Below are 11,288 nucleotides of genomic sequence, written 5' to 3' on the forward strand. Positions count from 1 at the left end.
ATGGCCCGCCCCGACCCGCACGTCGAACTGAAGATCGGCGGCGTGTGGACCGACATCACGAGCGACTTCTACACGCGCGCGCCGCTCACCATCACCCGCGGCCGCAGCGACGAAGGCGCGCGCGTCGACCCCGGCCGGTGCTCGTTCGTCCTCAACAATCGGCACGGCACGTACTCGCCGCGGAACCCCATGTCGCCGCTGTACGGGCTGATCGGCCGGAACACGCCGGTCAGGGTGACCGCCGCCGGAACGACACCGCACCTGCGGGTCGACGGCGGGAGCGCACAGGTCCCGTCGTCGCCCGCGATCGACATCACCGGCGACCTGGACGTCAGCATCGACCTCTCGCTGGACAACTGGGTCGCGCCTCCCGGTCTGGTGTATGTGCTGATGGGCCGCTGGGACTCGACCCCAGGAGCGGTCCAGTTCGGGTGGCGGCTCTACCTCGACAACGCGGGATTCCTGGGCTTGCAGTGGAGCGCGGACGGCACGACCCTGGAGACCGCGAACCCGGCCGGGCCGATGCACTTCCCGGCATCCGGCCGGATGGCGTTCAGGGTCACCCTGGACGTCGACAACGGCGCGGGCGGACGCACGACCACCTTCTACACCGCCGAGACCATGTCCGGACCGTGGACCATGCTCGGGCCTCCCGTGGTCGAGGCCGGGACCACGGCGATCTTCGACCCGCCCGTCCCCCTGGCCGTCGGCCGGACCTTCGTGAACAGCGTCAGCGTGACCTCCAGCGAGGGCAGGATCTACGCCGCCGAGGTCCGCGACGGCATCGACGGCACCGTCGTGGCGAACCCGGACTTCACCGCGCAGAGCGTCGGAGCGACCGGCTTCGTGGACGGCGCAGGCCGCACGTGGACGATGACCGGGCAAGCCAAAATCACCAAGCACCAGATCCGGTTCGTCGGCGAGGTCCCGAGTTGGCCGGCGAGATGGGACGTCTCCGGCGCCGATGTCTACGTTCCGATCCAGGCGGCGGGGGTCCTGCGGCGGTACGGGCAGGGCGCCCGCGCACTGTCGTCCGCACTGCGCAGGCAGCTCCCTCCGGCGGGGCCGCAGGCGTACTGGCCGATGGAGGACGGCACCGAGACCACGCGGGCCTACTCGCCGATCCCGGGCGTCGACGCGATGACCGCGACGGGTTTTCAGTGGGGCGCGGTCAGCAGCCTGCCCTCGTCTGGTCCGCTGCCTGCGGTCGCATCCGCAGACGGCGCGCTGTGCGAGTTCTGGGCGCCGGTCCCCGGCGCACCGACCCCGGTGCCCACAGCGTGGTCGGTGCAGTGCGTGTATCGGGCCGAGGAAATCAAGCCGTCGCTGGCGACATTGCTCCGTGTTCGTGTCGGGTCCGGCACCTTCCGCGAATGGCTTCTTCAGCAGTCGGGGACGGCTTTCAACATCGTTGCGCTGGACGCCGACGGGAGCATTCTGTTCAGCGGCGGCGTCGGTACCGGCTCCGACCTCTACAAGCAGTGGATCCGGTTGGAGCTTTTTGTCTCGCAGGTCGGTGGCAACATCGACTGGCTGGTTGTGCTCACCGACGTCGGTGGCAACGCCGGGACCGCCAGCGGGACTCTGGCCGGCACCAACGGCTACCCGGTCGGTGTCGGCTCCCCGGCAGGGGGCTACGCCGCCGACCTGGACGGCTTGGCCCTTGGTCATCTGTCCGTGTGGAATTTCGGGTTCCTCGTGGCCGACCCGTACGCGGGGGCCATCGACTCGTGGACCGGCGAACGCGCCGGCCGACGCGCGCAGCGCCTCACCCATGAGGAAGCCGTACCGCTCACCATCTACGGCGACCTGGGCACGTCTGAGCCGATGGGCATGCAGGGCCAGTCCACGCTGCTGGACCTGCTCGGCGAGTGCGCCGACACCGACGTCGGCATCCTCCACGAGCTGCGCAACACCACAGGCCTCGCACTGAGGCTGCGTGAGACCCTCTACAACCAGCCGCCGCGGCTGACCCTCAGCTACGCCGAGGGCGGCGAGGTCGCGCCGCCGCTGGAGCCGGAGGACGACGACCAGGGCACCCGCAACGACTCCACCGTCACCCGCGCCGGCGGATCCTCGGGGCGGGTGGTGCGGGAGGACGGGCCGCTGTCGGTGCTGCCGCCGCCCCACGGTGTCGGCGTCTACCCCGAGTCCGTCACCCGGTCCCTCGCCGAGGACGCCCAGGCCGAACCCCACGCCGCGTGGCGGGTGCACCTGGGGACCGTGGACGAACCGCGGTACCCCGTGGTGCACGTCGCGCTCCACGCGGCACCGCACCTGGTCGAGGACGCGTGCGAGGTCGAGTCCGGCGACCGGCTGGTCATCACCGACCTGCCGCCGTGGCTCCCGCCCGGCGACGCCGACCTGATGGCGCAGGGCTACTCGGAAACCCTGACCGCCACCGAGTGGCACCTCTACTTCAACTGCACGCCAGCCAGCCCGTGGCTCCCGGCCGTCGCCGACGCCGCGGTGTACGGCCACGCGGACACCGACGGGTGCGTCCTCGCGGCCGCGGTCACCGACACCGCGACGACGCTGCTGGCGGCGACCACGGCCGGACGCCCGTGGGTCACCGGCACCGCCTCCGGCACCGTGATCGAGGACTTCGAGGACGCGGTGCTCGACATCACCATCACCGACGGCGGCGACCTGCCGTGGGTACGCACGACCAGTGCGGCGCACTCCGGGTCGTGGTCGCTGCGGGCGGGCGCGATCACCGACGACCTGACCAGCGACGCGATCATCGACGTCCCCGCGGAGGCCTACAGCCTCCAGTTCTGGTACCGGGTCGACAGCGAACGGGATTTCGACCACTTTCGCGTGCTTGTCGACGCTGTCGAGATCCTGACGCTGAGCGGCGATATCGGCTGGACGCAGTCCCCGCTGATCGACGTGTCCGACGCGAGCACGGTCACGTTCCGGTACACCAAGGACGGCAGCGAGGCAGTCGGCGCCGACACCGCCTGGGTCGATGACATCGCGTTCGTCGGCGACCTGCCGTTCGACATCCACGTCGGCGGCGAGCGGATGACGGTGACCGCGATCAGCGGCGCGGCGTCCCCGCAGACCATGACCGTCGTCCGCAGCGTCAACGGAATCGTGAAGGCACACGCCGCCGACAGCGATCTGCGGCTCGCCGACGCCCCGTTCGCCGGACTCTGAGGAGGACACGTGGCCACCACCCGATGGCTCCCCGGGATGCGCATCACGGCGAGCAGGCTCGACGAGCTGCTCAACCCGCCCGACTTCGTCGGCCGCCAGACTGGCTCCCAGCTCATCCCCGATGCCGGAAGCACGTTCACGCCAATCACGCTCGGCGTGGCCGACATCGACACGCACGGCGGCTGGAGCGCGGGCGCCCCGGCCCGGTACACCGCCCAGGTAGCCGGCGTGTACCAGCTGGCGGGATCGGTGTCCTACAACCAGGTGGGCGGCGGCGGCCGCGGCATGGTGCTCCGCGTCAACGGCGGCACGTACGTCCGCGGGTCCGGCGCTTTCAGCGCAGGTTCGTCATCGACGATCACCGTGCCTGCGTCGGCACCGCGCGACTGGTACCTCGCCGTCGGCGATTACGTGGAGTTGTGCGCGTACCAAACGTCCGGCGGCGCGGTCGGCACGTTCGTCAACGCCGACCAGGCGCCGATGCTCAGCATCCGTCGTGTACGCGGCTCCCTATAGGCACCCCACGCGCAGCCCACCCACCCCCAAGCCCCGGCCGTCCCCGCCGGGGCTCTCACGCATGCCCGGAGGACCCCATGGCCACACCCCTGACTGCCGACCGGATGCTCACCGCCCTCCGAGCTGAGGGCCTGACCGTGGTGGAGCATCCGGGGTGGCGCACCCACAATCGCAACGGCGGTGGCCGCGCCTGGGGCCCGGTGCACGGTGTGATGATCCACCACACCGCCGGCACCCCGCCGTCCGACCGCGGCATCGTGATCTCCGGCCGGTCGGATCTCCCGGGCCCGTGCGCGCAGGCGTATGCCGCGCGCGATGGCGTGGTCACCCTGACCGGGCACGGCCGCGCGAACCACGCCGGAGGCGGCGACGGCCGCGTCCTGGACGCCGTGATCGCCGAGGACTACGGCGACCGGCCCCCGGCGCCGCGCAAGCACGAAGGCAGCCCGGGCGCGGCCGACGGCAACGCGAGGTTCTACGGCCTCGAATGCTCGGACCCCGGCCGGGGTGGCGCGTGGCCGGCCGAGATGTACGACGCTGCGGTGCGGTGGGCCGCGGCGATCTGCCGGGCGCACGGCTGGACCGAGCAGTCCGTCATCGGCCACAAGGAATGGTCGGACTGGAAGCCGGACCCCCAGTTCGACATGGTCCAGTTCCGCCGTGACGTCGCCGCGCGCCTCGGCACTGCGCCCTCGCAGCCGGAGCCGCCCAGGCCCACGCCACCGCCCCCGTCGGCGCCGCCGGTCGTGTCGCTGCGGGCGATGGTCAACAGCGCGAAAGCGGACCCTCCGAAGCAGGGCACCCCGACGTCCAACTACAAGGACGTCGTCGTCGTCGAACGGGCCCTCGCGGCCGAGGGTCTGCTCGACCCGGCCCTCGCGGACGGCCACTACGGCACGGCCACGGTGGCCGCGTACGCCGCGTGGCAGCGCCGCCTCGGCTACTCCGGCCGGGACGCCGACGGCATCCCTGGTCAGACCTCGCTGTCCCGTCTGGGCGCGAAGCACAGGTTCGGGGTGACGGCATGATGAAGCTGTCTCGGGCCTGGCTGGCTGACGCTGGCGAGCGCGTGGGTTGGACTGTGGCGCAGGCGGCCGCGGCCGCGGGCATCGTCGAACTGACGGCGATCGACGACGGGTGGACCTGGCCGATCATCGCGGGCCTGGTCGCGCTCAAGGCCGCCGCCGCCCGCAAGATCGGCGACTCCGATTCGGCGGCGACGCTGCCCAAGAAGAAGGCCGACCTGGGCCAGGCCCTGCGAGGCCGCCCGTGACCGACGCACTGACCGCCTGGGTTGCCATCGTCGGGGGCCTGCTGGTCATCGTCGGCGTGCTCTGGCGCACCGTCGGCCGCCCGATACGGATGCTCGTGGGACGGCTCGATTTGTTCTGGGACGACTGGCACGGCACCCCCGCCCGCCCCGGCCGCCCCGAGCAGCCCGGCGTGCTGGAGCGCCTGGCCGCGATCGAGTATCGGCAGGCCGCGACCGAGGCCGCCGTCGAGGAGATCAAACACGAGTTGCGCCCGAACTCGGGCGCCTCGCTGCGGGATGCGGTCGACCGCGTCGAGCAGGCCGTACGCCCCACCCCATGACAACGCCCCCGCTCGTCCTCCGGGACGGGCGGGGGCGATTGTCGCGTTTCACGCCAGCGGCACCCGGGCGCGCACAAGCAGCGTCCCCAAGTCATCGGGGTCGGGGGCCTCGATCAGATCCGCGTCGACGTCGAGGAAGCCGTGGCTGCGCAGGATGCCGACCCACATCTCGGGTGTGTAGAACCAGCGGGCGATGCCGCCCTTCTTGCCTTTGAAGCCGTTGACGTGCATGCCTTGTGCGCCGTAGCAGCCGTCGACGGCGGGCGCCTGGGAGAAGGCGAGGACCCCGCCCGGGTTGAGCCGCGCGCGGATGAGAGGGACCAGTTCGGCGGGGTTGGTGAACCACATCGCAGCCCACACCGAGAAGACCGCGTCGTACGTCTCGTCGTTCTCGACGAGGAAGTCGCGCACGTCCGCCAGCGCGAAGCGCAGCCCAGGGACGTCGCCCCACATGCGGCGGGCCCGCTCGTACTGGACCGGCGACAGGTCGACGCCGGTAACCTGCACACCCTTCATCGCGAGGTACGCGGCGTGCACGCCGAACCCGCAACCGAGTTCGAGGGCGCTGCCGGGCTGGTCGAGTACCTCCTCGCCGGGGCCGTGGTGGTCCCACTGGGTCCAGAAGAACCCGTTCCCCAGCAGCCCTTCCCGGTCGCTCTCGTCGAGGCTCGGCCAGTACGTGTCCCAGTAGTTCGCGGCGCTCATGCGGTGGTGCACCTCGCTGATTCACGGGGGCGTCGTCGGCCCCTACGGATCCGGACGGCGGCCACGCTACTCGTCGCGGAGCTTGATCAGGGCCATCCCCGCGAGGTTCCCCCGAACGTGTCCTGACCTGCGGAAACGCGTAGGCATGACGAACTGGGGGGGGGCCCCTGAGGGGGGTGTNGGGCCATCCCCGCGAGGTTCCCCCGAACGTGTCCTGACCTGCGGAAACGCGTAGGCATGACGAACTGGCGGCACCCGCTGAGGGGTGCCGCCAGCCCTGTTCGGTCACCGTGGGATCAGTGGCACTTGCTCCCGCCGTGGCAGGGCGAGCACTTCATGAAGTCGCGTTCCCACAGGGGCCAGTCGACCTCGAACCCGTGCTGCTCGACGATGGCCGCGGTCCGCTGGACGGTGCCGTCGTACTTGCGGTCGATCTCGGGGATGTGGTCGAGGAACCGCCCGCCGAAGTGCCGCGCGCAGAACTCGCGGTAGTTCGCGGTGTCCAGGACGAGCGCGTGCACACCCTCGTCGACGAGTTCACCCGCGCCGATCTCCAGGCCGGGCTCGATGTCCCAGGTCTCGAAGCAGGTGATGAGGTAGGCGACGGCCTGGCCGAGGACGCGTTCGGTCATCACGCGGTCCCAGTGCGGCTTGTCGCGCATGAGCAGGGTGACGGTGCGCACCCACAGGTCGTGGCCGAGCAGTTCCTTCGGATCGCGCACTTGCACGTCGGTCATGGTCATGACGTGGTCCTCCCGAGTGGTCGGATGGTGCAGTGCCGAACCGGCGCACAAGGCGCGCCGGGTGGTGCGTTCAGCCGTTTCGCACGGCCGTCTAGGGGCAGGTCCGTCGGCGGGCTTTCGGGTTCACCGGCGCCGGGCCTGCGGTCTTGGTGCGGTTCCACGTCGCGGGGACGTCTTCGAGGCGGGTGGGCGGCCGGGTGTCGGGCGCGTCGACGGGGATTTCGACGATGGTCCCGTCGGGGTAGGCCCAGAACCTGAAGCGCCGCATTCCGATCATTGGCTTTGTCCTCGCGCTGGTTCGGTCGCGTGGTCGGTTGGGTGGCCGTCCGGCCCGCGGGCGGCGGGTCACGGTGTGATCCGCGTGGTCGGGTACGGCGGCGGGTACGGCAGGGTGCGGACCAGTTCGGCCTGGAGCTGGTGCCACAGCCGCCATGCGTCGTCGCGGCTGATGTGCTCGGTCGGCCCGTCCTCGACGACCCGGACGGCGATGGGGAGTTCGGGGTCGCCGCTCGGACCGACGCAGGCCAGCCCCACGGTCGTGGTGTCCCCTGACGTGTTGGTCACTCGGTCAGGATGTTCGCGGTTGCGCCGCCCGCTCGATCCCGCCCCGGTAATCTCACGGTGAGATGGATTCCTCAGTCTTGGGGGTTGGCGTGGCGATCGAACTGCCCGAGTGGGCATGGCAGAAGCCCGAGGCCCGATTAGCGCTCCAGGCCCGCGACGTCGGCGCGGTCTTCCGCCTGGCCCAGCAGTACGGCGGGCACAGCCAGCAGCGGATCGCCTCCGCGGTCGACATGACGCAGAGCCGCGTGAACGAGATCATCAACAGCCGCCGTACCGTCAAGGAACTCGACGTGTTCGAGCGCATCGCGGACGGCTTGACCATGCCCGACGATGCCCGGCACATCCTCGGGCTGGCGTCGAACTCCCGGGTCCGCGCGGGCGGGAGCGCATTCGACCTCGCCGCGTTCCCCGAGGTGGTGCGCGTCTACTCGGCGCAGGCCGCCGCAGCGAGCGAGATCCAGCGGCAGGCCCGGCAGGCCGCCGAGGTCGACGTCCTCGCGGTCCGCGGACTCGGGCTGATCGGCCTCAACGACTCCCTCCTCCGCAACTGCCTCACGCGCGAGGACAAGCCGCGCGCCCGGGTGCGGGTGATGCTGCTGGACCCGGACTGCGACGCCGTCGCCGTGCGAGCTGAGGAGATCGGCGAGTCACCCGACAGTCTCGCCGCCGGCATCCGCCTCGCGGAGTTCCGGTTGCAGGAACTCTCGGACGTCTGCGACATCGAGGTCTACCGGTACCAGCTCATCCCCACGTGGCGGATCGTGCGCGTCGACGAGACGACGTACGTCTCCGCGTTCGATGCCGGGTGGGAAGGCCACGAGTCGGCGACGTACAAAGTCATGGAGACCCCATACGGGCCGCTGTACCGCGGGTTTCGGCGTATGTTCAATGCGCTCGTCGGCGACGCCGTACGCACCGTGTGACGCGGGAGGAAACCCAGTGATCGAAGCCGAGCTGAAAGCGCGGGTCCGGGACCCGGAGGACGTCATGTCCCGGCTTGAAGCCCGGTGTCCGGGCCGCGCCGAGGTCTACCAGGACACCTACTTCGACGACGCGGCCGGCGCCCTGATGGGTGAGGACCGGGAGTTGCGCGTACGCACGGTCCACGGGCAGGACAGCACCCGCAGCGTTCTCACGTACAAGGGCGCGCGGCTGGACGCGTCGGGGTCGAAGCCGGAGCACGAGACCGTTGTCGACGACCCGGACGCCATGCGCGCGGTCCTGCTCGGTCTCGGGTACGTCGTCGCCATCGCGTTCGAGAAGCGGTGCCGGAACTACGCGTTCGACGCGGCCGGCCGCCGGATGCTCGCGACGCTGGTACGCGTGAAGGAGCTGGACGAAACGTTCGTCGAGGTTGAGACCCTCGTCGAGGACGAAACCGAGTTGAGCCGCGCGCTCAACGATGTCCGGGCAGTGCTGACGGACCTCGGCATCGACGGATCCGACCTGACGAACGAGCTATACACCGACGCCGTCAAGTCACGCCGAGCAGCCACACCGGCTGGTCCTCCGGGCGCGTGAGGACGATTTCCAGTGGCGGGAAGGGACCGGGGCGCCGCCGACCTGATCTGGGCTCAGTCGAGGCGGACGGTCCACACTGCGGCGGGAAGCAGCAGGTCGACGGCGTCCGCGGACTCGTCGGCTGTGGTGTAGTGGATGACCTCGACGACCAGGAGCAGCGCGCCGACGTCGACGCCGAGCACGCCGGCCTCTCCAGGTTCTGCGGCGCGGGCACGGACGACGGCCTCGCGGCTGCTGGCGGCGCTGCGCGTACCGGGCACCTGGTAGGTGACGCGGATGTGCGTCGGTCGGCCGTGAGCATCGGTCAGCTCTTGGGTGTGCTGTTCGACGGGCGCGCCCGGGGCGATGCCGAGACGGGCCGCGATTGAGCCGGGCGCAGGTGTGATGTCTGACCATTCGTCGCCGGTGTGCGGCCATGGCTCGTCGGGATCCGTGAGGGTCCGCATGGTGGGAGTGTCGGCGACGACCAGGCGGTGCCGCTGCCGTCCGGTGACAAGTCCCTCCGCACGGAGTACACGAATGGCGCGCTGGGCGGAGCCGTCGCCGACTCTGTAGCGGCGGCTGATTTCGCGGCGGGACGGCACCGGATCGCCGGGGCGTAGATCGCCGTCGCGGATGCGCCGCCGGAGGTCATCCGCCACGCGGCGGTATGACGGCTCGGCGGGCATGCCCGCAAGCTACGGACCGCCCACGCATCTTGATCACTCAAGATGCGTGCAGTTGGCACCGATATGGAGATGGGGGGATGCGGGCGGGGCCGGCGCTGATCTTGGCGGACCGCCGGTCCCGTCTCGGGGGTTAAGCCGAGCCCGGCTTGCGCCGCCAGTGTCCCGTCGCGAGGAACCGACGGCCGACCTCGGTGAGGATCGCGGGCGCGTCCGGGTCGAGGACTTCGCGCGCATCGATGGCGACGATCAGCAGCTCGGGGGCGTCGACGATTGCCACGAGCTGGCCGCCCGGCATGGACGAGTCAGCTCGCCAAACGATGTCTGCCCAGCCCGGGCCAGAGTGGCCAGCCGGGGCGGGCTCGGGCACCCATTCCCAGAGGCCGCTTTCCAGGTTGGTGTTGATGACGCTCTCCAGGTCCGCAACGGCGCGGGGGGTGAACATCGTGGAGCGGAAGCTGAAGCATTGGACCCCAGGGCCGCTCTCGTCCGGGCGCAAGGCGATTTGGATGGGCTCATCGGGGCTGAGGGTGTCGTCGATGCGGCAGATGACGCGGGGCCGATTTGGTGGTGCCATGTGTGGCGATCCCTCCTCTTGCTCGGGTGCCTAGAACGGACGTTCGAGGCGACGCAGGGGAAAGATCAGATTAGGGCTCGGATCGCGACAAGTGGCTGAATACCACCCGGTTAGAGAATCGTCGGCCCGAACCGTTACCGCCGTCTCACGGGGAGTTCGGCTCAGGCTTCTCGCGAGCCTCACGAGCCTCAGCCTTCATGCGAGCGATGTCCGCGAGGGTCCGCTCGATCATGGCGCGAGTCAGCGCACGGTCCTCCTCACTGTCGTTCGGTGAGTAGCGCACGACCACCCGCACGCCCGGGCCGTGCAGCTCCGGAAACGGGTCCCCATAGATGGCATCGTCGTCCCCGCCGCGCTGGCGTGGGTACTGAACGTCCGCAGCCCGCACGACGTCGTCGAGCGAGGCCCCGATCTCCGCCTGTCGTGCGCCTTCCGCAACCGCCCGCAGGAGCTGATCAGTGACGCGGATCGGTTCGCCGTGCCAGATCTTGTAGACGAGCTTGAGGCTGGGCTGGTACTCAGGCGTTGAGGCGCGGTCGATGCACGCACGCTGGTATGCGCGCATCCCCCCGAGCACAGTCGCTGCCTTGATCACCAGGTCGGTGAGCGGCTGCATAGTCGCTTCGGTCACAGATGTCCTCACGTTTCCCCCGTATGGCATGCGGCGGTGTGCAGTGTCGCAGGCGCGTGGGACTCGTTCTGGCGTCATATTGTTTCCGTCCAGAAACGGGTTGTGCCAGATCGGTGGACGCCGCGTTTCGGTCATGGTTTGCTGATTCTGCACGGAAACACTCTGCGGTGCTCGCTTGGCCGCGGAGACTTGCGCCCGCCACCCGAGCGGTAGGGCGCGGGTCCTGAACTTCCAGGCCTGTCACTGTGGAGGTAGCTGGCACTGGAACACAACGCGCCCCCCGCCGTAGCTGTCGGCGGGGGGCGCGTCTGTGTCGTGGTCAGCGTAGGCGCAACGGCCCCCGGTCGAGCGCGTTGTGGAATTTTTGTGGAATTTGGAGCTCGAAACGAGCCAGAGGCCCGGACTCCCCGAAGGGCTTCCGAGCCTCTGACCTGCTAACGAACCGCTGTGGGCCTAACAGGACTTGAACCTGTGGCCTCTTCCTTATCAGGGAAGCGCTCTAACCGTCTGAGCTATAGGCCCCCGCTGGCGTGCTCCAAGAGAGTACCGCACCCCGTCCCGCCCGCCAAAACGAGATTCGGCGAGGTGATCCGGGGTGCGGGTCCCGTCGT

General features: G+C 70.0%; 14 protein-coding genes and 1 tRNA gene. 7 read left to right on the plus strand and 8 right to left on the minus strand.

Annotated elements, in window-relative coordinates; translation table 11 throughout:
* The 5 genes from ACRX5S_RS07995 to ACRX5S_RS08015 all read left to right on the plus strand — a co-directional run bounded on the left by ACRX5S_RS07995 (window position 1) and on the right by ACRX5S_RS08015 (window position 5,271).
* On the plus strand, window positions 1-3,162 hold the full coding sequence (locus tag ACRX5S_RS07995) for a hypothetical protein (protein ID WP_436772073.1): 3,162 nt from the start codon (window positions 1-3) through the stop codon (window positions 3,160-3,162).
* A gap of 9 nt (window positions 3,163-3,171) precedes the next feature.
* Window positions 3,172-3,678, plus strand: a complete 507-nt coding sequence (locus ACRX5S_RS08000) for a hypothetical protein (protein WP_436772074.1) — start codon at window positions 3,172-3,174, stop codon at window positions 3,676-3,678.
* Window positions 3,679-3,755: 77 nt separating this feature from the next.
* Window positions 3,756-4,706 carry an N-acetylmuramoyl-L-alanine amidase gene (locus ACRX5S_RS08005; RefSeq protein WP_436772075.1) on the plus strand — a complete coding sequence of 317 codons (951 nt, stop codon included), beginning with the start codon at window positions 3,756-3,758 and terminating at the stop codon, window positions 4,704-4,706.
* Window positions 4,707-4,747: 41 nt separating this feature from the next.
* Complete coding sequence (locus ACRX5S_RS08010; RefSeq protein ID WP_436772076.1) at window positions 4,748-4,951, plus strand: hypothetical protein; 204 nt, start codon at window positions 4,748-4,750, stop codon at window positions 4,949-4,951.
* Window positions 4,948-5,271: a hypothetical protein gene (locus ACRX5S_RS08015; RefSeq protein WP_436772077.1), complete on the plus strand. Its 324-nt coding sequence runs from the start codon at window positions 4,948-4,950 to the stop codon at window positions 5,269-5,271. Before ACRX5S_RS08010 ends, ACRX5S_RS08015 begins: the two co-directional genes overlap by 4 nt.
* 48 nt (window positions 5,272-5,319) lie before the next feature.
* Here ACRX5S_RS08015 and ACRX5S_RS08020 read toward each other — a convergent pair whose 3' ends face one another.
* From ACRX5S_RS08020 to ACRX5S_RS08035, 4 genes are all read right to left on the minus strand, one after another.
* Window positions 5,320-5,976, minus strand: coding sequence for a class I SAM-dependent methyltransferase (locus ACRX5S_RS08020; protein WP_436772078.1), 657 nt, complete (start codon window positions 5,974-5,976; stop codon window positions 5,320-5,322).
* A gap of 296 nt (window positions 5,977-6,272) precedes the next feature.
* Window positions 6,273-6,719: a glycine-rich domain-containing protein gene (locus ACRX5S_RS08025; RefSeq protein WP_436772079.1), complete on the minus strand. Its 447-nt coding sequence runs from the start codon at window positions 6,717-6,719 to the stop codon at window positions 6,273-6,275.
* A 91-nt stretch (window positions 6,720-6,810) separates the two neighbouring features.
* The gene (locus ACRX5S_RS08030) at window positions 6,811-6,996 is read right to left on the minus strand and encodes a hypothetical protein (RefSeq protein WP_436772080.1); all 186 of its coding nucleotides are present in this window, start codon (window positions 6,994-6,996) and stop codon (window positions 6,811-6,813) included.
* A 68-nt stretch (window positions 6,997-7,064) separates the two neighbouring features.
* Window positions 7,065-7,283: a hypothetical protein gene (locus ACRX5S_RS08035; protein WP_436772081.1), complete on the minus strand. Its 219-nt coding sequence runs from the start codon at window positions 7,281-7,283 to the stop codon at window positions 7,065-7,067.
* An 89-nt stretch (window positions 7,284-7,372) separates the two neighbouring features.
* On the opposite strand from ACRX5S_RS08035, the gene ACRX5S_RS08040 reads away from it, so the two are divergent.
* Together ACRX5S_RS08040 and ACRX5S_RS08045 are read left to right on the plus strand one after the other, a co-directional pair.
* A complete protein-coding gene (locus ACRX5S_RS08040; RefSeq protein ID WP_436772082.1) occupies window positions 7,373-8,206 on the plus strand; it encodes a helix-turn-helix domain-containing protein in 834 nt (277 codons plus the stop codon).
* A 16-nt stretch (window positions 8,207-8,222) separates the two neighbouring features.
* The gene (locus ACRX5S_RS08045; RefSeq protein WP_436772083.1) at window positions 8,223-8,804 is read left to right on the plus strand and encodes a class IV adenylate cyclase; all 582 of its coding nucleotides are present in this window, start codon (window positions 8,223-8,225) and stop codon (window positions 8,802-8,804) included.
* Window positions 8,805-8,857: 53 nt separating this feature from the next.
* On the opposite strand, the gene ACRX5S_RS08050 is transcribed toward ACRX5S_RS08045, so the two are convergent.
* The 4 genes from ACRX5S_RS08050 to ACRX5S_RS08065 form a co-directional block, all read right to left on the minus strand.
* Window positions 8,858-9,472: a GntR family transcriptional regulator gene (locus ACRX5S_RS08050; RefSeq protein ID WP_436772084.1), complete on the minus strand. Its 615-nt coding sequence runs from the start codon at window positions 9,470-9,472 to the stop codon at window positions 8,858-8,860.
* A gap of 130 nt (window positions 9,473-9,602) precedes the next feature.
* Window positions 9,603-10,046, minus strand: coding sequence for a hypothetical protein (locus tag ACRX5S_RS08055; RefSeq protein WP_436772085.1), 444 nt, complete (start codon window positions 10,044-10,046; stop codon window positions 9,603-9,605).
* 145 nt (window positions 10,047-10,191) lie between these two features.
* Window positions 10,192-10,677 (minus strand): hypothetical protein, encoded by a 486-nt coding sequence (locus ACRX5S_RS08060; protein WP_436772086.1) that lies wholly within the window; start codon window positions 10,675-10,677, stop codon window positions 10,192-10,194.
* Window positions 10,678-11,125: 448 nt separating this feature from the next.
* Window positions 11,126-11,199 (minus strand) — tRNA-Ile (locus ACRX5S_RS08065).
* Window positions 11,200-11,288 lie beyond the last annotated feature (89 nt).

Source organism: Yinghuangia sp. YIM S09857 (genome assembly GCF_051388915.1).
Classification (GTDB): domain Bacteria; phylum Actinomycetota; class Actinomycetes; order Streptomycetales; family Streptomycetaceae; genus Yinghuangia.

Bases quoted from the DNA above. Each gene is read 5' to 3' on its own strand.
- ACRX5S_RS07995 (WP_436772073.1), top strand. From the start codon at position 1: ATGGCCCGCCCCGACCCGCACGTCGAACTGAAGATCGGCGGCGTGTGG.
- ACRX5S_RS08005 (WP_436772075.1), top strand. From the start codon at position 3,756: ATGGCCACACCCCTGACTGCCGACCGGATGCTCACCGCCCTCCGAGCT.
- ACRX5S_RS08020 (WP_436772078.1), bottom strand. From the start codon at position 5,976: ATGAGCGCCGCGAACTACTGGGACACGTACTGGCCGAGCCTCGACGAG.
- ACRX5S_RS08025 (WP_436772079.1), bottom strand. From the start codon at position 6,719: ATGACCATGACCGACGTGCAAGTGCGCGATCCGAAGGAACTGCTCGGC.
- ACRX5S_RS08030 (WP_436772080.1), bottom strand. From the start codon at position 6,996: ATGATCGGAATGCGGCGCTTCAGGTTCTGGGCCTACCCCGACGGGACC.
- ACRX5S_RS08050 (WP_436772084.1), bottom strand. From the start codon at position 9,472: ATGCCCGCCGAGCCGTCATACCGCCGCGTGGCGGATGACCTCCGGCGG.
- ACRX5S_RS08055 (WP_436772085.1), bottom strand. From the start codon at position 10,046: ATGGCACCACCAAATCGGCCCCGCGTCATCTGCCGCATCGACGACACC.